The sequence below is a fragment of the Rheinheimera texasensis DSM 17496 genome (assembly GCF_000711985.1).
Lineage (GTDB): Bacteria > Pseudomonadota > Gammaproteobacteria > Enterobacterales > Alteromonadaceae > Pararheinheimera > Pararheinheimera texasensis.
In genome coordinates this window covers 1399160-1419385 of the sequence record NZ_KL544005.1, presented here as the reverse complement: position 1 = coordinate 1419385, position 20226 = coordinate 1399160, and the positions used below count along the sequence as shown (strand labels likewise).

The following is a 20226-nucleotide window of genomic DNA, read 5'->3' as shown; positions in this document are numbered from 1 at the left end:
GATGTCTGAAGGTGATAAAATGAAAGTTGCAACGCGGATTGTGCATGCCGGTCGTGCGCGCAAATGGGCTGGTTACAGTGTCAACGTGCCGGTGGTGCGGGCCTCGACTGTGGTATTCGACAGCATGGCAGAGATGAAACACGCAGTCAGACACCGCGGCGAGCAGGTGCCTTATTATGGCCGGCGCGGCACCCAAACCCATTTTGCCTTCAGCGACGCGGTTTGCGCTTTGGAAGGCGGTGCTGGTTGTGCTTTATATCCCAGTGGCGCTGCCGCTATCAGCGGTGCTTTATTAGCGTTCCTCAAAACCGGTGACCATCTGCTGATGGTTGATGCGGCTTACGAGCCCACCCGCGCTTTGTGCGACAAAGTGTTAAAGCCGCTTGGCATTGAAACCACTTATTACGACCCTTTGATTGGCGCAGGGATTGCCGCATTAATCCGGCCTAATACCCGGGTAATTTATCTGGAATCGCCGTGCTCGCTGACGATGGAAGTACAGGACGTGCCGGCGATTTGCGCAGTAGCGCAGGCGCATAATATTGTCACCATCCTCGATAACACCTGGGCCTCGCCGATTTTATGCCAGCCTTTTGCCATGGGCGTGGACGTGTCGATTCAGGCGGCGACCAAATACATTTGCGGCCATTCCGATGTGATGCTCGGCACTGCCAGCGCCAACGCTAAACACTGGCCGCAGCTACGCGAACACAGTTATTTACTGGGGTATTGTGCCTCGGCCGATGATGTTTATCTGGCCGCGCGGGGGTTGCGCACATTGGGCGTGCGGTTGGCACAACATGAGCGCAACACGCTGCAGATCGTTGAATGGCTGGCGCAGCGGCCAGAAGTCGAGGCTATCTTGCATCCGGCACTGCCCGGGCATCCCGGTCATGATTTATTCAAACGAGATTTCTCCGGCAGTAATGGCCTGTTTTCTTTCGTGCTGAAACAAGGCGATTTGGCGGCGGTCACAGCTTTTGTCGAAGGCATGCAACATTTTAAGATGGGCTTTTCCTGGGGCGGTTATGAAAGCCTGGTGCTGGCGAATCTGGACGTGCAGGCCTTGCGTAGCGTGACCACCTGGCCGTATCAGGGGCCTTTGATCCGGCTGCATATCGGACTGGAAGACCCGGCAGATTTAATTGCGGATTTGGCTGCCGCTTTTGATAGGATGTTGGCTGCTCGCTAAGCTTCGCAGCGCGCCCGATCACCGGCAGAAAAATTGGGCTATAGTCAATTTTTCTGAGCTTGTAGGAAAGTGCCGATGCGTCTGTGGTGGCCATTGTTTTGCTGTTGGTTCGGGCCTGGTGTGTTTGCAGACGAGTGCCCGGCTGCGCTGCGCATGGCCTATAACGCCAGCTGGCGGCCTTATGTTGAAGTAACTGACGAGACGGTAAAAGGCCGCGACATTGAACTGATCCGTCAGTTGCTGTCCCAGGTCAGCAGCCGGCTGCAACTGCAGTTTGTGCCGGAGAAACGCGCGATGCAAATGTTGCAGCAAGGGCAGGTTGATATGCTGTTTGCTGCATCTTACACCCCGCAACGGGCTGAATTTGCCTGGTTCAGTGACGCTTACCGCAAAGAATACAATGTCGTATTAATCCACCAGCAAACATTGGCGTTGTATCCGGAATTACGCCAGCGTGAAGCTTTTCTGGCACTGGCGCAGCGCAAACTGATTGGCACATATAATCCGGCAGGGTTTTATGGCGAAAGCTTCGAGCAGATCAAGCAACAACCTGCGGTAAAACAACGCAGCCTTGCGGTGTATGAACCGGAACGCCGGCTGGATTTGGTGGCCGGCCGCCGCGCCGATTTCACTATTGCTGACAGCGAAGCGGTCAAACTGGATTTAGCAGCGCGTTCTGACGCCGCGCAGTTTGCCGTATTACCGTTTTTCCTCAACGAAGCCGATATTCACCTGATGCTGAGTAAGGCCACAGTGCCGCAGCGTTGTGTGATGGCACTGAATCAGCAGCTTACTGCTCGTGGAAAAATGACTCTAACGATTGCCCCGTCAACTTTGGGATCCGACTGAATACATACCAAATCGCGCCCATCATGATCAGCGTGGACGGAATCGCGATCACCGGATAACTCAGCGCCGTCATATTGGCCAGTTCTTCATTGTATGCCGGCGTGCCCGGCGGGCTGACCAACAGCCATTTGGCCAGCAGATAATTCAGCACCGACGACAGAAAAAACGAGCCGGCAATGATACGGGTGGCCTGATCCAACGTGTGCTCAAACTGCTGTTCAGTGCCATTGCTGCTGAGCTTCTCTTTCAGCAGCACCAGATTCAGCAACTGCATATTTTCCAGAATGGTTTTGACCAGCGGGAAGCGGGTGCGGCCACTGATTAAAATCAGCAAACCAATCAGCCCCGGAACTGCGGCTTCTTTGATCGCAATGTATTTCGGGTCCAGCTGTAACAGGCTCATGCCACCGGTCAGCAACACACTGATAATGCCGACAATCGAGAAAAAATTCAGTTTGCCGGATTGTTTCAGTTCCCACAGACCAAAGCCAATCGGAAAGGCCAGTGCGGCGACCAGGCCCCAGACCGGCCCCAGATAATCGTCAGTGCTGAGTTTGCTCAGGATCAGCACCGGGATAACAATATTAAACGCCAGATTGGCGAATAAATTACCGGCTGTTTGTGGTTGTGGGGCGGTTTGGGTGTGTTGTGACATCGCAATCAGATCCGGAACTACTGAGATGGCCTGTTTTATCACAAAGCCGGCAAAACGCCCAGCGGCAGAGTCAGCTTATATGCAGTTGACCGAATCTTTACCAGACCTTTACCTGGGCCTGCTCGGTGAATTCTGCCCTAGGGTCTACCCTTATTCAGACCTCACTGATATACCGGAGTAGCCCAAATGTTGGTTGTCAGAACTTTGCCAAAACGGCTGGTGATTTGTGCGTTATCGCTGCAGTTGCTGTACCTGCCGGTCGACGCAACCGCCGCTGAAAAGTTAAATGCCGCCGAAGCGGCCCGGTTGTTACAGCAGGCCAGTTTTGGCCCGACTCTCAGTGACATTCAGGCTGCCGGGCAATTCACGGCAGAGCAGTGGATCGACTGGCAGCTGAGCATGCCGGCAACCACTCATGCCGACAAAATTGAAACTTTGCCTGAGCAAAAAACACCAGTACCGCTCAGCCGGCTCGAAACCTGGTGGCGCATCGCGCTGACCGCGCCGGACCAGCTGCGCCAACGGGTGGCTTTTGCTTTATCGGAAATTCTGGTGGTGTCGGATCAGGGCAATGGCCTCAACAACAGAGTGATAGCGCTGGCCAATTATTACGATCTGTTGCTGGCACATAGTTTTGGTAATTATCGCGAACTACTGCAACAGGTAACGTTATCGCCAGTGATGGGCGTCTATCTGAGTCATTTGGGCAATCAAAAAGCCGATGTGGCAAACAACATCCGGCCTGATGAAAATTATGCGCGCGAACTGATGCAGTTATTTACCATTGGCCTGTATCAGCTCAATCCGGATGGCAGTAAAAAGCTCGATGCGGCGGACAATCCCATTCCAACCTACGACCAGCAAGCGATTGAAGGTTTTGCCCGGGTCTTTACCGGCTGGACCAGCGCCGGCACGACCAACTTTCTCAAGCCCAAAGCCGATTATCTGCGACCCATGATCCCCTTTGCTGCTTATCATGAACCGGGGGAAAAACGCCTGCTCAATGGCGTGGTGTTGCCAGCCGGTCAGACACCGCAACAGGATCTGCAACAAGCGCTGGATTTATTGTTTGCCGAACCGAGTCTGCCGCCTTTCATCAGCCAGCAACTGATCCAAAAGCTGGTCACCAGCAATCCATCGCCGGCTTATGTGGGCCGGGTGACACAGGTATTTATCGACAATGGTCAGGGTGTGCGCGGCGATTTAGCGGCCGTGGTCAAAGCCATTCTATTGGACGAAGAAGCCCGTAGTGGTTTTGCCGGCGTGGCGCGGCCATTCGGCAAAATCCGCGAGCCATTGCTGAAAACGGCGCACAGCTGGCGCGTCACGCAATCCGCTTCACCGTCTGGCCATATCTATCTGCGCACGCTGGCCGACAGCCACAATCAGGCACCGCTGCAAAGCCCGTCGGTATTTAATTTCTACCGACCGGATTTCAGCCCGTCTGCCAGCTTGCAACAAGCCGGACTGGTGGCGCCTGAACTGCAGATGCTCACAGCGTCCAACGCACTGAATATGCAAAATCATTTGTATAGTCAAACGGTTGGCAGTATCGAAGGTCTGGTCGCCAATCCGAGCCAATTCCAGATGCTGGCGCGGTTTCAGCCGTTTGCCGATGTGTTGCAGCATCAAGGACTGAACGTGCTGTTAGATCAATTCGGTCTGCTGGCTTTTGGCGGCGCCATGCCAGCAGAACTGCGGCTGATCTTAACTGACCTGGCGAGCGGACTTGGCAACATCACACCGGCGCAGAAAGCGGCTTACCTGTGGTATTTCATTTTGATTTCACCGCAGTATGCGGTGCAGCAGTAAGGAGGGTGCCATGCGTCATCTTGCACGTCGTGAATGGTTAAAATTGGCACTGAAGGGCAGTTTGGGCCTGGCTACGCTCAGTAGCCTGCAATTAGGGCTGTTGCCGCGGGCACTGGCCGCCGGGCGTGCGGTGCCCGAAGGCTATAAAGCGCTGGTTTGCGTGTTTTTATATGGCGGCAACGATTCGCTGAATATGTTACTGCCGCTGTCAGGCCAGAGTTTATTGGATTATCAGGCGGCGCGGCAAAGTTTGGCGGTGACGGACCCGATAGCGCTGACACCCCGCACAGCCATCGCTGATGGTTTGGGGTTGCATCCGGCGCTGGTTGGGCTTGAGCCGCTGTTCCACAGCGGCGCTCTGGCGCTGGTGGGCGGCGTGGGGTCTTTGGTCCGGCCGACAACGCTGAGCGAAGTCCAGGCAGGTAAAGCATTGCTGCCGAAAAATTTGTTTTCACATAACGACCAGCAGGCCACCTGGATGCGCGGGCAGGACCCGCACAGTCCCGACAGCGGCTGGGGTGCACGGTTATTAGAGTTGATGTACGACGTACCGGATTTCAGCAGTTGTATCAGTCTGGCCGGGACTAACCTTTGGCAGCGTGGGGCCGCACTCAGTCCATTTGGCATGTCGGCCGCTGGCGTACCGGAGCTCACCGCGTTAAAGGGCAGCGGCAAAAGGGCTGCTATGTTGCGGGATATGCAAAGCCGCTTATTCAGTGCGCAGCAACATCCGCTGGCCGATCAATTTGCTTTGTCGCACAGTCAGGCGCAAAGTCGCAGCGCCATTGTTGCCACGGCGCTGTCGCAGGCGCCGGTGTTACAAACTGAGTTTAACAACGCCAATCCGCTGGCGTTGCAGTTGCAGATGGTAGCGAAAATGATCAGCGTGCAGTCTCTGCTGGGTGTTGGTCGTCAGGTATTTTTTGTCGGCATTGGCGGCTTTGATACCCATGATGCGCAAAATTCGGTGCAGCCCGCGTTGCTCGGTACAGTGGCCGAGGCGCTCAGTAGTTTTTATCGGGCGACAGTGGAGCTTGGGCTGTCAGAGCAGGTGACCAGTTTCACCATGTCGGACTTTGGCCGTACCCTGAGTTCCAATGGTGACGGCACCGACCACGGCTGGGCGGGGAATCAGCTGGTGTTAGGCGGGGCAGTCAATGGTGGGGACTTGTACGGGCAGTTATTGCCGCAGCGACTCGGCAGTCCGGTTGATATGGGCGCAGGCCGGTTGATCCCGGCGTTGTCCAACAGTCAGCTGTTTGGCAGTCTGGCAGGATGGTTTGGCGCAGACCAGACTGCGCAGCAACTGTTATTGCCGGAGCTGAGTCATTTCGATTCGGGGGCCTTGTCGTTGTTTAAATCCTGAGATGGAAATAATTTGTAAAGAATTAGCCGTTGCACAAAACCGACGACTCAGGGAGACTCGCTGCAATATTGAATAAAAGGAGTTCCCGATGAAAATGCTGATGACATTGACCGCAGTGCTGCTCAGTAGCCAGGTGTTTGCCTCTGCACCGGAAGAAGTGGTGATGAAGGATTTCGAATACACCAATAAATACGAACTGGCGTTGCGGCAGACCAAGCACTCGGATAAAGGCAAAGCCTTCCCGGTGTTACTGGAATATGCCAAATATGGTGAAAAGCTGGCCCAGTATATGGTCGGCACTTTTTATCTGTCAGGCATCGGCACTGAAGCCAACCCGACTGAAGGCCTGATTTGGATTGGCACTGCGTTGGAACAGCGCACGGCTGAATGGCAACGGACTTATGACAACATCACGGCGAAATTACCGGATGATCAAAAAGCCATGCTGAATGATTTAGTGAAAAAACGCATCGAGCTGTATGGCGTGCAGGCGCAAAAAATGTCCTGCCGCAATGAAGCGGCAGTGATGGGTTCGAACAAGCGTTACCACGTCTGCACCAAGATCCGCGACGGTGCGCAGCGCGTCACTGTAGTGAAATACCCAAACAGTTAAGCTTCTGATTTAAATCTTAAAAAGGCGCCGGTGGCGCCTTTTTTTGTGCCAGAAATTGATGGCGTCAGACCCATGTTTCAACAGTTCGTATGGCCTTCAGCCTGTAGCCTCAGTCCGGTATTCAGTCTCGCAGCGAATAATTTTTAGCCAATAGCTTGCTTTTATACTGTACGGTGCATAGTATAAGGCTGTGTATCGCACAGTATGTGATGCACAGTATCAGCACCACGGATTGCAGGAACTGAAGATGAATGATGACAGGCTCGACAAACTCCGGCTGGAATTGCGCCGGGGCGTGTTAGTGCTGGCGGTGCTGGCATCCAGCCGCACGCCGCAATACGGTTATTCACTGCGTAAGCAGCTGAATGACAACGGCATTGATATTGACGAGGGCACTTTGTATCCGCTGGTGCGCCGGCTGGCAGAGCAAGGTTTGCTGGATAGTCAGTGGCAAATGGCCGAAGGCCGCGAGCGGCGTTATTACCAGCTCTCGGCCACTGGTGCCGAAGTGCTGGCGCAACTGAGCGCAGAGTGGCAGCAATTAAACGGCAGTCTGGCGACTTTACTGGAGCAACAATGATGGAATTACTCGAACGTTATCTGGCTGCAGTCGCAGCTGAACTGCCGGCGGACAAGCAGCACGACATTGTCCGCGAACTCAGAGCAAACCTGCTTGACCAGATTGAAGCGCAGCAGCAGGACGGGCCGCTCGATGATAACCAGCTCAGCCAGCTGCTGTTACAACAAGGCCATCCGATAGAAGTCGCGCAGCGATTTGCTCCAGGTGCGCCGCTGATCGCCAGCGAAGATATGCCGCTGTACAAAACGGTGCTGTGGCATGGTGCCGCGCTGATGGCGGTGATTGCATTGCTGAAGAGTCTGGGCGGTTTAGTGCTGGCAGACTCCATCAATCCGGTACGCCTGCTGCTGCAGTTAGGCTTCAGTTTTATCGACAATTTTGCCACGCTGTTATTGCTGGTGACCGCAGTGTTTTATGGCGCAGGCCAGGCCGGCTGGACCAAGGAGTGGCGGCAACGGCAGTGGCATCCGGCCCGGCTGCCGCGTTATCCGCTGGCGCGGATGAAGCTGTCTGACAGTATCACCGACTTAACCAGTGCGTTGTTTTTATTGCTGTTGTTATGGACACCCTTGTGGTTGTCGGTTGAAGCACAACAACATCTGCCGGTGCGGCTTGCCGAAGGCATGGAGTATTGGCGTTATCTGCTGACTTTTTTTGCGGCCTTGTCAGCAGCCTTTGCGCTGTACCGGCTGACCCAGCTCAGCTGGCAGCGTTGGAGTAAGTGGTGTTACATCCTTGATCATCTGGTATTTGCCCTGATTTTTGCCGCGATGGCAATAAAAGGTGGTGTATTTACTGAACCGCAGCAACTCAGCGACGGCGCACGGCTGTTCTGGACGCATGCTGCCGGCAGCATCTCTTACATCTTGCTGGCGACAGCTGCCGTGCTACTGGTTCTGGCCATAGCTGAATATCGGCAACTGCGGCGGCTGTAAAAATCTATCCAGGCTGTGGCAATTGCCACAGCCTAAGTAAATGATTTTGTAGTGATTGTTTTTTCAACAAGAACTCTGGCATTAAAGCGAAGCATTCTCAATTGCATGTGTATGATTTAATTGATGTTTTTTGAAATCTAAAACTCGACCCCCGCCGTAAATCCGACTACAATCCTCAACAATTTCCCTGTTTCACTACCAGTATTGGTAAAAAAAGGAGCCCGGCGATGCAAGGTGATGCCGCTGTACTGAGTATCCTCAATGAGGTGCTGACGTCTGAACTGACGTCGATTAACCAATATTTCCTCCACGCCCGCATCTACAAAAACTGGGGCCTGCACGACCTGAATAACGTCTGTTATAAAAAATCTATCCGCGACATGAAACAAGCCGACGAGCTGATTGAACGCATTTTGTTCCTCGAAGGTTTGCCCAATCTGCAGGCGCTTGGCCGCTTACGCATCGGTGAAGACACCGCCGAAATGTTGCAATGTGATCTGGAGTTTGAACTGGAACAGCTGCCGCTGCTGAAAAACGCCATTGCGCTGTGCGAGCAAAAACAGGATTACGTCAGCCGCGAAATGCTGCAGGAAATTCTGGAACACGAAGAAGAACATATCGATTGGATCAATGCACAGCAGTATCAGATTAGTGCGATGGGCATCGAAAATTATCTGCAAAGTAAAGTGAGCGGGGAGTAAGCAGCATGCAAGGCAAACAAGCAATTATTGATGCACTGAACGTGCTGCTGGCCAACGAACTGAGTGCGATGGACCAGTATTTTATCCATTCGCGCATGTATCTGGACTGGGGCCTGCACAAGTTATACGAGCGTATCGACCACGAAGTCACTGACGAAAAAGCCCATGCATCTGCGATTATCGAGCGGATTCTATTCCTCGAAGGCACACCGGACATGAGCAAACGCGATGCGCTGCAGATTGGCTCTGACGTGCCGTCTATGTTGCAGAACGATTTGAACGTTGAATACAGCGTGGGCAAATTACTGAAGCAAACTATGGCGTTATGTGAGCAGCAGCAGGATTATGTCACCCGCGCTATGTTGCAAAAACTGCTGGATGACACCGAAAACGATCATGCGCACTGGCTGGAACAGCAACTGCGGCAGATCAAACTGTTTGGTTTACCGAATTATCTGCAATCACAACTTTAAGCATTAAAAGCGATTTAACCGCTGGCTTTGCCAGACAATAACAGGCAGGCAACGTTTCATAGGCCGGGAATTCCCGGCCTTTTTTTACTAACAAAAAGCGCTGCCGCGACAGCTAGACCGCAGTTCTAAAGATTTCCCTCATCAAGCAACCTGTCCGGTGCATGCCATTGCACAGATTGTTGAAATTATCACCGCTTGCGCCTTGCCGGATACAGTGCCTCGCGCAAGCGCTTGAACTGCGCCGGCATTTTTGCCACACTGCTGCCGCTTTCCGAAAAAGCGGGCGTCGTATAATGGTAATACCCCAGCTTCCCAAGCTGGTGCCGTGGGTTCGATTCCCATCGCCCGCTCCACGCTTCACAAGCCTTGTTCTGTTTTTTGTTCCGTCGTTATAGTGTCTGTTCTTAATGCTGCCTTTTCTGATTTGCGGAGCTTCTGCTGATGACTGAATCCTGTTTCACCCGGACTTTTACTGCGGAGCAAATCAACGCCGCTGCACAACAATTGATGCACAGACGCACGCAGGGCCAGTCTGGCGATCTGTTAGCAGAGCAACACCGGCCATTGCTGCTGGCGGATGCGTTAGCGGTGCAACTGCAGGTTGCGCAGCAATACAGCAAAGTGATCGGCTGGAAGTGTGGTGTACCGTCGCAGGATGCCAATGGCCAGCTGAAAATTGTGCTGGGGCCTTTGTATCAAAACGAATTGCAGCAAGGCTTAAGCTGTGCGGTTTGGCCATCGGCACAAGGGCTGGCACGGGTTGAGCCTGAATATGCTTATCCACTGCTGCTTGATGTAGCGCCAGGCAAAGACCGCTTAAGCGATGCTGAAGTCTTTGCCTTGCTTGGCAAGCCGCATCTGGCGCTGGAGCTGATCCAAAGCCGCTTCCAGGCCGATTCCGGCGCGCAGTATCCGGACCAGCTGGCGGATGGTTTATTTAATCAGGGGCTTTGGCTGGGGCCTTTACTCAACGGGCCGGAACAGGCCAGTTTTACCCTGACTTTGACGCATGCTGACCAGCAGACAATGACGCACGCCGCCCGGCATCCGAATGACAATCCACGGGCGCCTCTACCCTGGCTGGTGAATTTTCTGCGCGCACAAGGTGTGCCGTTAACCGCAGGGCAGGTCATCATCACCGGCTCATTCGCCGGGGTACTGGAATTGCCGTTTGGCAGGCATATTCGCTGGCAATTTGGCGAAGAACCGGCATTTCAACTGAGTTTTTGCCCGCGTTAACGCGTTGTCGCTGAACTAATTCATCAAACTTAGTCTTACTTTTCTCGCCGTTACGGAGTGTATCGATGGATTTCTTACCGGCCACTGCGCTGACATTCAGTCCTTTACTGGCATTTGCTTTGTTGTTGCTGGTGGGTGCCCTGGGTGGCTATCTGGCGCACCTGACGCGCTGGATCCCGAGTATCACCGGCTTTATGGCGGTAGGGTTCCTGATTGGTCCCAGTGGACTGGGATTATTGGACAAACACACGCTGGCGGATGCACGCATTCTGGTCGATATTGCGCTGGCGCTGATTTTATACCGGCTTGGTACTTCACTGGATTTACGTTTTATCCGTCAGCACAAGGCGCTGGTGTTGACTTCGCTCGCTGAAGCCAGTGTCACTTTTGTGGCTTGTTTTTTTGTGTTGCATTGGCTGAACTTTAGCCCGGTGTTGGCGGCGCTGATCAGCGCCATTCTGATTTCCTCATCACCGGCGGTACTGCTGCACGTCGCGCATGAAACCGGCGCCAAAGGCCCGGTCACTGAAACGGCAAAAACCTTAGTCGCACTGAATAATTGCTGGTCTTTTCTGGTGTTTGCCGCAGTCATTCCTGCGTTATTGCTCGATCAGCAAGCCGGATTGGGTCAGGTGATTTTGCAGCCGCTGTATTTACTGTTGGGCTCGGCCTGTCTGGGCGTCTTGATTGGCGTATTGCTGCATTTTTTGTGTCAACGCACCCACACCGCCGCGCAATACAAAATGGCGCTGGTGATTGGCAGCCTGATGCTGACCTTAGCGCTGGCGCAGCAACTGCAGTTGTCGGCGCTGTTTGCACCTTTGCTGGTCGGTATCACAGTGCGTAGTCTGGAACGCGGCCCTTTAGTGTCGGAGCTGAATTTTGGCGCCGCCTTTGAGCTGTTTTTTATTGTGTTGTTTGTGTTTGCCGGCGCCAAATTGCAGCTCAGTGCGTTGTGGCAATATGGCCTGGTGATTGTGTCGCTGGTGCTGGTGCGCTCAATGGTGAAAGTTTTGATGCTTTGGCTGGCAGGCACTGTGCAGCGTCAAAGCGCGCGGGCCAGTGCCAGCACCGGCATGTTACTGGTACCTATGGCCGGGCTGGCCATTGGTCTGGCACAAACCAGCAGTGGTCTGAGCGCTGAGCATGCGGCGGTGATCAGTGCCGTGGTGCTGGGTGCCGTGACTTTGTTTGAAACTATTGGCCCACCGCTGGCCGCATTTGCCTTCAGGTTTGCCGGCGAAGCAGGCCAGGCGCATGACGAGCAACCGGTTGCACCGGTGAGTTTAAGCCAGTCCGACAACTGGTCGGTGCCAGGCCCGCTGGTGCAAATGCGTTGGCGGGGCCACGTATCAGGATTAGCTGATATTCAACCTGCTGATGTTCCTGCTATTATCACAGATACCGATCTGATTGCCGGAGCCCGTACCGATGCAGTTCCCCCCACAAATAAAACAACAAAGCTGTCGCGACTGTTTAAGTGGCGCCGATCTGGGGTTTGAACTTCGGATGGCGTTTCAGCCGATTATCGAATGGTCCAGTCAGTCGATTGTTGGTTATGAAGCCTTAGTGCGCGGCGCGCAGGGCGAAGGTGCAGGTGTGGTGCTGTCCAGAGTCACAGATGCCAACAAATATTATTTTGATCAAGCCTGCCGGGTCAAAGCCATTGAAACTGCGACAAGGCTTGGCCTCAACAAACTGCTCAGCATCAATTTTATGCCCAATGCGGTGTATAACCCGGAAACCTGTATCCGCGCCACTATTGAAGCCGCTGATTTATATGGCTTTGATATCCGCAATATCATGTTTGAAGTGACCGAAGGCGAACAAATCCTCAGTCACAACCATCTGCTGAACATTTTCCAGAGTTATGCCGAGCGTGGTTTTATCACCGCCATCGATGATTTTGGTGCCGGTTTTGCCCATGAAGACTGGTTACATTCGCTCAAACCCCGGGTGCTGAAACTGGACATGGCACTGATCCGGGATATTGATCAATCCATTGAAAAGCAACAAAGATTGCAGCAGATCCTCACACAATGTACGCTGCTTGGCTGCAAAGTGCTGGCAGAAGGGGTTGAAACGGCCGCTGAGCTGGCTTACCTGACGGCACAGGGCATCGACTGGTTTCAGGGCTATTTCTTCGCCAGACCCCAGCTGGAACAGCTGCAAAGCGAGGCGGAGCTGAGCTGCTGGAAACAATAAGCCGGTCAGTGCTGTTTGTTATTTGCTATCGAACATCTTTCCATGAAGCCATCTAAACACCTAAAAGTCCATTTTGTTGCTGATTTTGTAATCTGTCAGTGTTGAGTACCAACAAAAATCGGGTTAGGGTGAGATGAAACTGCAGAAAAAAACGCCAAAGCGTCGCGCCGCGGCAAGAAGGCAGGCAATGCAACGAGGAGAGTGGGAAGATGTCGCAATATGCTGCCTTAAGAGCAAACGTTGGTTTGCTTGGCACACAATTAGGGGATACGGTCCGTAATCAGCTGGGGCCTGCGGTGTTAGAGCGAATTGAGCAAATCCGTTCACTGGCCAAACAGGCGCGTTCCGGCACTGAACAACAAGACCAGCAGCTGAAACAAATTCTGGCTGGCCTGACCGATGACGAGATTCTGCCGGTCGCCCGTGCTTTTGCGCAGTTCCTGAATCTGGCTAACCTCGCCGAACAACATCACACCATCAGTAAAGCCGGCGCCGCGTCTATTGAAAAACCACAGCCGCTGCAGGAGTTGCTGACTTTATTAAAGACTCAGCAGGTGGACGTCGAAAAAACCCGTCAGGCGGTCGCCGATTTATCCATTGAGCTGGTGCTGACCGCACACCCGACTGAAGTCACCCGCCGTACATTAATTTATAAACTGACCCAAATTGCCGATTGTCTGGCGCAGCGTGAGCAGGAATTATCCGCCCATCAGCTGGCGCGGCTCGATGCACGTTTAAGCGATTTGATCACCCAGGCCTGGCATACCAATGAAATTCGTGAACAGCGCCCGACGCCGGTCGATGAAGCCAAATCCGGTTTTGCTGTGATTGAAACTTCATTGTGGCAGGCTATTCCGGAATTTATCCGCGAGCTGGACGAAGCCTTAACCCCGGTGCTGGGCCATGGCCTGGCACTGGATGCGGCACCAATCCGATTCTCCAGCTGGATGGGCGGCGATCGTGACGGCAACCCATTTGTTACCGCTAAAGTCACCCGCCAGGTGTTGTTACTCAGCCGCTGGAAAGCCGCCGATTTATTTGCGCAGGATTTGGATGTGCTTGGCAACGAGCTGTCGATGAATCTGGCCAATGCAGCCTTACAGGCGGCAGTACCGGGTTCGACCGAGCCGTATCGCGACCTGTTAAAAACTTTGCGGGGAAAGCTACTGCATACCCGCGACTGGCTGACTGAAGCGCTGAAACATGACCGCTTGCAACGGCCGGATGATTTACTCTGGCATAACCAGCAGCTGTTAGAGCCGCTGCTGCTGTGTTACCACTCGCTGCGCGACTGCAAAATGGATGTCATCGCCAACGGCTTGCTGCTGGACACTATCCGCCGCGCTTATGCTTTTGGTCTGACGCTGTTAAAGCTCGATGTGCGGCAGGAATCCGGCCGGCATACCCAGGTATTCAGCGAATTCACTCAATATTTGGGCATCGGCGACTACGCGCATTGGGAAGAGCAGGCGCGTCAGGCGTTTTTATTGAATGAACTGGCCAGCAAACGACCGTTATTCCCGCGCAATTGGCAACCGAGCGCTGAAGTGCGTGAAGTACTGGATACCTGCGACATTATCGCGCGCCACGGCCCGGAAGCCTTATCGACTTATGTGATTTCAATGGCCGGCAAACCTTCAGATGTGCTGGCGGTGCAGCTGTTGTTAAAAGAAGCAGGTATCAGCTTCCCGATGCGCGTTGCGCCTCTGTTTGAAACCCTCGCTGATTTAACCAATGCGCCGGAATGTATCAGTAAGCTGCTGGCGATTGACTGGTACCGCGGTTATATCCAGGGCAAACAGGAAGTGATGATCGGTTATTCCGATTCGGCCAAAGACGCCGGTGCTATTGCCGCTGCCTGGGCGCAATACAGCGCGCAGGAAGCCTTAGTGGCGATTTGTGCTCAGGCCAAAGTACAGCTGACGTTGTTCCACGGCCGTGGCGGCACTATCGGTCGTGGCGGTGGTCCGGCCCATGCGGCGATTTTGTCGCAACCACCGGGCAGTCTGGCCGGCGGTATGCGCGTGACAGAACAAGGCGAGATGATCCGCTTTAAGTTTGGTTTGTCCAAACTGGCGCAGCGTTCATTGGCGCTGTATGCCTCAGCGGTGTTGGAAGGGGTGTTATTACCACCGCCAGTGCCTAAAGCGGAATGGCGCGCGTTGATGGCGCAGCTGGCGACCACTTCCTGCGATGCTTATCGGGCTGTGGTGCGGCATCACCCGGAATTTGTACCCTATTTCCGCGCGGCGACGCCGGAGCTGGAACTGGGCCAGTTGCCACTCGGCAGCCGGCCACCAAAACGCAATCCAAATGGTGGTGTGGAGAGTCTGCGGGCTATTCCGTGGATTTTTGCCTGGTCACAAAACCGGTTGATGTTACCGGCCTGGCTCGGCGCCGGTTCTGCGTTGGCGGAAGCAGTGGCACAGGGTAAAACCGCATTGCTACACGAAATGCGCGCGCAGTGGCCATTTTTCGCCACCCGCTTGTCGATGCTGGAAATGGTTTACCTGAAAGCTGACGCGCAAATCGCAGCTTATTACGATGAAAAACTGGTTCCTGAGCATTTGCTCGGCCTTGGTGAGCAGTTGCGTAATCAGCTATCGGCCGATACGGCGTTGTTGCTGCAGCTCATCGACCGACCGGATTTAATGGCGAATGAAGCCTGGATCCGTGAGTCCATTATGCTCAGAAACACTTATGTCGACCCGCTGCATATTCTGCAGGTGGAATTGTTAAAACGGGTGCGGCATGCGCCGGAAACCGTCAATGACAATATCAAACGCGCCCTGATGGTGACCATCGCCGGTATTGCCGCCGGCATGCGCAATTCGGGTTAAAGGTGCGTTGATAGTAAAAGCCCGCTTTTGCTTATGCAGCAGCGGGCTTTTTGTTATTTGAGCGCTGTGATCGGGCTTGGGCTAGACGCGTATTCTGCTCAGTAAAACAAGGTTTAAACAGACGGAGAACTTCGCATGGCGACGCTGACAATTTTCTATGACGGTTTTTGTCCGCTTTGTGTGCGCGAAATGGCGCAGCTGCGCCGGTTGGATCCAGAAGCTAAAGCGCTGACGCTGGTGGATATTCAGCAAGCCGATATGCCAAATCTGTATCCGCAAATCGACGTGGCCGAAGCCGGGCGAATTCTGTTGTCGCTGACTGCAGATGGCCTGATTTTACGCGGTCTGGATTCAACCCATGCCGCCTGGTCTGCTGTTGGCAAAGGCTATAGAACAGCGTTTTTACGCTGGCCCGTGATCCGTTGGTTTGCCGATTATATCTATCTGTGGTTTGCCGCTAACCGTTATCGGGTGTCGTATTGGCTGACCGGTCAGGCGCGCTGCGACAGCGGTACCTGCAGCCGCAGCGACTAAAGCCTTGTTGTCACTCACTATTCAGCGGCAGCGGCCTGTTCTTTCGGTTGCTGCATGCGTTCTCTGAAGTCCTGCAGCCCTTGTTGGATCAGGTTGTAAGTTTCGTCGATATCGTCAGCCACTTTACCTTCAAGTTTTTTCAGGCCAGTCAGAATGTCGCGTGCGTCGGCGAACCCCTGGTCAATGCCTTTGCCAATTTCCTGCATAAACTGTTCGAGGCCATCTTCGTCATTCAACTCAGGGTTTTGCTCGCGAAATGCCTGATAAAAATTGGTGGCGAAACTGACAATGCGATCTGCGGTGGCCTGCGGGGAAGTATCTTCGTTGTTGTAGGTTTTATTCAGGCCGGTTTCTGCGGTGGCCTCGGTGCTGTCGTTTGCGTTTTGCGGAGCCTGACCGGCCATCCGTTTTTCCACCGCATCGCTGATGGCGCGATACAGCAGGTTCATCGCTTTATTGTCAGATTTCAGGCTCAGGGATAGCTGATTATCGAGGATGGTCTGATTCAGTTGGCGCCGGTTTTCGGCGGATAACTCGCTGGCGCTTGGTTTCGTGGTTTGGTTGTTGATAGAGGTCGTGCTGGATTCGGTCGGACTATTGGCCTGATAACGGCTGGCGGCGCTGTTGACGGTCGGTTGAATACTCATGGCGATAATTCCCTGCGTGGCTTAAACAGACTATAGCTGCGTTATCGGCAGGAAATTGCCATAACTTGAGCAAAAAACTGCCACTTCAGCCACTATTTTGCAAGTGTCACCGCAATGGACCCGCAGTCAGCACAGCTTAGAACGGACATGGTGGAAACTGACGGATGCCTGCTGAGGCGGCCTGACGCAAAATGCGCTGCGTAGCGATCGGAACTTCCAGAGCCGGCAGATCGGGCAAAACCTCTGCCTGCTTACCGCTAATCACCTGATATAAAACATACGCCGTCAATAAAGCGCCGGCGGGCGCGGCGTGATTACCGTCCTCACTGTGCAGTGGTAAATCAGGCCATTGCTGCAGCACCTGATCCCAGACCGGACCGACCGGCGCGACACAGGCGGCCTGCTCGGCAGCAATTTGCTGATGCAGCTGGAAAATCCGCATACCTTCTTCATTGTTCCCTGCGCGAGGATGCTCTGGAAACAGCACTGGAGTGATCCCTTTGGCTTTCGCCAGCGCTATCCAGCTTTTGGCCCCGGCCGTTGAATAGTTGTACAGCCCGGTTGTTGAGTATTTCTGTGCCTGCAGAATGAGATGAGTCCAGCTGCCGGATTCGAGTAAAGGCCTGCTCACCTGGTCGTCCAACCGCTCATCCAGATATGCAGCGCCGCCAGCACGTAATGCCCCAACGGTATTGCCGGTGCCCTGTTGCAACAGCAGCTGTAAAGTGCCGGGCAGGTTATGGCTGCCACTATGGCTATTACCAAACAGCAGAATTTGCATTGGATTTGACTGGCGATTATCCGGTACGGCCTGATTGGGTGTTGCATCCGGGCCAGGATCCGGCGGTTGATTGCTTACCGGCGGCAAGGCCGGCTCTGTTGCTGATTGCTGCCCGCCACAGGCGATAAGAAAACCGCTCAGCAGGATTGATAAAACACGGCATCGCAATGCGCTCATGGGTGGGTATCCAATGTAACCAGAATCAATGCAGCATAGGCTGCCAGCTTTCTTCACTGCGGCAGTGCTGGGACAAACGGGCAGAGATCGGGGGTTAGCCGGTTTAATGACTATCCAGAATACCCAACTGCAAAGCTTTGCGGATTAACTGAGCGCTGTTATTGACGCCGAGTTTGCGCATCAGATTTTCGCGGTGTTTGTCGGTGGTTTTTGGTGACAAACTCAGTTGCTCGGCGATTTGTGCATTACTGAGGCCATCACAGACCAGCTGCATAATCTGGAATTCGCGGGGTGTCAGTTCCAGCTGAACAGTCCCGAGCAAGGTTTGCACTGAGGCGCTGATAAAAGCTTCGCCGCGCATGACCGCAGTAATCGCCTGACGTAATTCTGCGGCATCGCCATTTTTCTGCAGCACAGCGTCCGCGCCCGCTTGTGCCACTTGCTGTAACAATTGCGCAGACTGGCTGCCGGTTAAGACGATAATTTTCAGCGTCGGCCAACGCTGCTTCAGATATTGAATTTCTGCCCCGGTATCCCCGCCTGGCATATGATAATCCAGCAACAGCAGTGCAGGTTCTGTCGCCTTTACCGTCGATCTCAGCTCTGTTAGGCTGCTTAACTCAGCCACCAGCTGAATGTCAGAAAAGGTCAATAACAAAAATTTCAGACCGTCACGGAATATTTGATGGTCGTCAGCCAGCAACAAGCGGATTGGCGCGTTTTGTGGAACTTCATTCATGCCCTGGTACCTGTGGTTTTGCTGTCTGCTGAGTCTGAGCGGGTCGTTACGTGCCGAATGCCTTTGGCACGCCGCCAGCGAAAAAACATCGCTCAGTGCCTGTACTGCAGCGATTCCGGTTCCCGAGTCGTTACAGCAAACGCTGACTGAGACGACGGGCCGCTCCGAAATCATCAGCCTGCAGGTGCAGTTCGCCAGTCAGGTCGTATTATCACTCGGGGTGCCGGATGTGCAGCGCCTGCGCTTATATCAATGGCAACAAGGCCAATGGCGGCTGATTTTCAGCCAGGACCCCGGCCAGCCTTTTGGCTCCCGTATACTAGCGACGCCACGTTTGGCGGTGCCGCTTGATCTCAGCAGTGGCGAGCATCAGTTTTACCTGAATTATTATATTCATGCCAATGGCCGATTGCAGCCGGTGTTATATGACGTGGACGCCTGGGCGCGGGCGCAGCTTTGGCAACAACTGTTCAGCGGCATTTTGTTAGGCGTGATGCTGACGATGTTAATGCTGGCGCTGCTGTATTGCAGTGTCAGTGATCAGGCCGCCTATTGGGCTTATGGCCTCCTGGTACTGGGGCATGTGGCGTTGTTGCCGCAAATCGAAGGCTATTATTTTCAGCTGCTTTGGCCCGACATGCCCGAGTTAAATCGCTTGTTGCCTTTGCTGTTGGCCAGCCTGGTGATCGGCAGTCATGCGTTATTTGCCTTTGTGTTTTTCCGTTTGCCACAGCGTTATCCGAAACTGACGCTGGCACACCGACTGATCATCGTCATGATTGGGCTGAATTTGCTGGCGGGGAGCGGGTTAGCGGCAGTCAGTGCTATTCACTACGATGAGTTATTGGTGCTGGTACTGATTGCCTTCGCTTACGGCGTATTGGCCGTAGTAACAGCCATTCGCACTCTGCGGGATCAGCTGGCGGGTGCAACTTTATATTTATTGGGTACCGTCAGCCTGATGGTCTGTACTATGTTGCTGATGGGACTTGGCGTATTGGGCCTGAACCCTTTTCCTTTTATCGATTTTTTTCACTATCCGAAAATCGGCTTTTTGCTGGAAACCTTATTTTTCAGTGCGGCACTGATCAGCAAAATGTGGCAATTCCGCCAGCAGCAGATAGAGCAACGTCTGCATCGGCTGGCCGAAGCAGCCCAGCTGGCGCAGGCCGAACAGGAGCGGCGTTTTGCCCAGGCTCGCGCCGCCGACAGTTCGCTGCGGCTGGCTGCCGCCAGTCACGATATTTCTCAGCCGTTGGCCTCGCTGCGTTTTGCCATTGATGTGCTGAAGCAACAACAGGCGCAACAACCGCTAGCGGAGCACATTGACCGGACTATTCAGTATGCCCAGACGCTGCTCAGTGACATCATGCAGGAATGTAAGCAGAGCCATCAGCCCGGTGAGGCGGTGCAATTAGGCGCTTTGTTTCAATTGCTGGCGGCCGAATTCCGTCCGCTGGCAGAACAAAAAGGTGTGCAGCTGCATGTCGTGCCCAGCCAGTTGACCCTGGATACCTCTTTTGTCGTGTTAAGCCGCATTCTGCACAATCTGCTGGCCAACGCCATCCGTTACAGCCATAGCGGCACTGTGCTGCTTGGTGTGCGGCGCCGACCGCAAGCTATCGAGATCCAGGTGCTGGACCGTGGCCCAGGGTTATTGCCTGAGCAGCTACAGCGGCTGCAGCAGGCTTTTGTGCAGGGCGAGAATGCACAGGCTGGCAATGGCGTAGGCTTGGGTTTGTACATAGTCCAGACTTTGTGTACCCAGCTTGGCTATCGTTTGCAGGTGCATTCGGTGCTGCGCCGCGGCAGTTGCTTCAGTATTTTGATCCCTCAGCCTGCGAATAAGGAATTTTCCTGATACCCCGGTTTCAGCCGAATCTCTAAG

The 20226-nt window shown here is 53.9% G+C and carries 19 protein-coding genes and 1 tRNA gene; 16 read left to right on the top strand and 4 right to left on the bottom strand.

What is annotated here, in order from left to right:
- The first annotated feature begins 19 nt into the window (after window positions 1-19).
- Window positions 20-1192, top strand: a complete 1173-nt coding sequence (locus Q399_RS0116895; RefSeq protein ID WP_031570552.1) for a cystathionine beta-lyase — start codon at window positions 20-22, stop codon at window positions 1190-1192.
- Between the two features lie 75 nt (window positions 1193-1267).
- A complete protein-coding gene (locus Q399_RS0116890; RefSeq protein WP_031570550.1) occupies window positions 1268-2041 on the top strand; it encodes a substrate-binding periplasmic protein in 774 nt (257 codons plus the stop codon).
- Here the strand turns inward: Q399_RS0116890 and Q399_RS0116885 are convergent.
- Window positions 1983-2696 (bottom strand): VC0807 family protein, encoded by a 714-nt coding sequence (locus Q399_RS0116885; protein WP_031570548.1) that lies wholly within the window; start codon window positions 2694-2696, stop codon window positions 1983-1985. The two genes, Q399_RS0116890 and Q399_RS0116885, sit on opposite strands and share 59 nt — an antisense overlap.
- 186 nt (window positions 2697-2882) lie before the next feature.
- On the opposite strand from Q399_RS0116885, the gene Q399_RS0116875 reads away from it, so the two are divergent.
- From Q399_RS0116875 to Q399_RS0116815, 13 genes are all read left to right on the top strand, one after another.
- On the top strand, window positions 2883-4508 hold the full coding sequence (locus Q399_RS0116875) for a DUF1800 domain-containing protein (protein WP_051686098.1): 1626 nt from the start codon (window positions 2883-2885) through the stop codon (window positions 4506-4508).
- 10 nt (window positions 4509-4518) lie between these two features.
- A complete protein-coding gene (locus Q399_RS0116870) occupies window positions 4519-5874 on the top strand; it encodes a DUF1501 domain-containing protein (protein ID WP_031570544.1) in 1356 nt (451 codons plus the stop codon).
- A gap of 88 nt (window positions 5875-5962) precedes the next feature.
- Window positions 5963-6487 carry an SEL1-like repeat protein gene (locus tag Q399_RS21735; protein ID WP_051686097.1) on the top strand — a complete coding sequence of 175 codons (525 nt, stop codon included), beginning with the start codon at window positions 5963-5965 and terminating at the stop codon, window positions 6485-6487.
- Window positions 6488-6734: 247 nt separating this feature from the next.
- Window positions 6735-7067: a PadR family transcriptional regulator gene (locus Q399_RS0116860; protein WP_031570540.1), complete on the top strand. Its 333-nt coding sequence runs from the start codon at window positions 6735-6737 to the stop codon at window positions 7065-7067.
- On the top strand, window positions 7064-8002 hold the full coding sequence (locus Q399_RS0116855; protein ID WP_031570537.1) for a hypothetical protein: 939 nt from the start codon (window positions 7064-7066) through the stop codon (window positions 8000-8002). The genes Q399_RS0116860 and Q399_RS0116855 overlap by 4 nt, the downstream gene beginning before the upstream one ends.
- Before the next feature lie 227 nt (window positions 8003-8229).
- Complete coding sequence (gene bfr, locus Q399_RS0116850; protein WP_031570535.1) at window positions 8230-8703, top strand: bacterioferritin; 474 nt, start codon at window positions 8230-8232, stop codon at window positions 8701-8703.
- A gap of 5 nt (window positions 8704-8708) precedes the next feature.
- Complete coding sequence (bfr, locus tag Q399_RS0116845) at window positions 8709-9176, top strand: bacterioferritin (RefSeq protein ID WP_031570533.1); 468 nt, start codon at window positions 8709-8711, stop codon at window positions 9174-9176.
- A 279-nt stretch (window positions 9177-9455) separates the two neighbouring features.
- Window positions 9456-9529: transfer RNA gene (locus Q399_RS0116840), tRNA-Gly, on the top strand.
- An 88-nt stretch (window positions 9530-9617) separates the two neighbouring features.
- Window positions 9618-10415, top strand: coding sequence for a hypothetical protein (locus tag Q399_RS0116835; RefSeq protein ID WP_031570530.1), 798 nt, complete (start codon window positions 9618-9620; stop codon window positions 10413-10415).
- Window positions 10416-10480: 65 nt separating this feature from the next.
- On the top strand, window positions 10481-11917 hold the full coding sequence (locus tag Q399_RS0116830; RefSeq protein ID WP_051686096.1) for a cation:proton antiporter: 1437 nt from the start codon (window positions 10481-10483) through the stop codon (window positions 11915-11917).
- Window positions 11847-12620: an EAL domain-containing protein gene (locus tag Q399_RS0116825; protein ID WP_031570526.1), complete on the top strand. Its 774-nt coding sequence runs from the start codon at window positions 11847-11849 to the stop codon at window positions 12618-12620. The genes Q399_RS0116830 and Q399_RS0116825 overlap by 71 nt, the downstream gene beginning before the upstream one ends.
- 209 nt (window positions 12621-12829) lie before the next feature.
- A complete protein-coding gene (gene ppc, locus Q399_RS0116820) occupies window positions 12830-15460 on the top strand; it encodes a phosphoenolpyruvate carboxylase (protein WP_031570525.1) in 2631 nt (876 codons plus the stop codon).
- Window positions 15461-15595: 135 nt separating this feature from the next.
- The gene (locus Q399_RS0116815; protein WP_031570523.1) at window positions 15596-15994 is read left to right on the top strand and encodes a thiol-disulfide oxidoreductase DCC family protein; all 399 of its coding nucleotides are present in this window, start codon (window positions 15596-15598) and stop codon (window positions 15992-15994) included.
- 17 nt (window positions 15995-16011) lie between these two features.
- Here Q399_RS0116815 and Q399_RS0116810 read toward each other — a convergent pair whose 3' ends face one another.
- The 3 genes from Q399_RS0116810 to Q399_RS0116800 form a co-directional block, all read right to left on the bottom strand.
- Window positions 16012-16641 carry a DUF5610 domain-containing protein gene (locus tag Q399_RS0116810; protein WP_051686095.1) on the bottom strand — a complete coding sequence of 210 codons (630 nt, stop codon included), beginning with the start codon at window positions 16639-16641 and terminating at the stop codon, window positions 16012-16014.
- 136 nt (window positions 16642-16777) lie between these two features.
- Window positions 16778-17599: a hypothetical protein gene (locus Q399_RS0116805; RefSeq protein WP_051686094.1), complete on the bottom strand. Its 822-nt coding sequence runs from the start codon at window positions 17597-17599 to the stop codon at window positions 16778-16780.
- 103 nt (window positions 17600-17702) lie between these two features.
- Complete coding sequence (locus tag Q399_RS0116800) at window positions 17703-18338, bottom strand: LuxR C-terminal-related transcriptional regulator (protein WP_031570515.1); 636 nt, start codon at window positions 18336-18338, stop codon at window positions 17703-17705.
- Here Q399_RS0116800 and Q399_RS0116795 point away from each other — a divergent pair.
- Window positions 18337-20199: a sensor histidine kinase gene (locus tag Q399_RS0116795; protein ID WP_031570512.1), complete on the top strand. Its 1863-nt coding sequence runs from the start codon at window positions 18337-18339 to the stop codon at window positions 20197-20199. The genes Q399_RS0116800 and Q399_RS0116795 overlap by 2 nt on opposite strands.
- Window positions 20200-20226 lie beyond the last annotated feature (27 nt).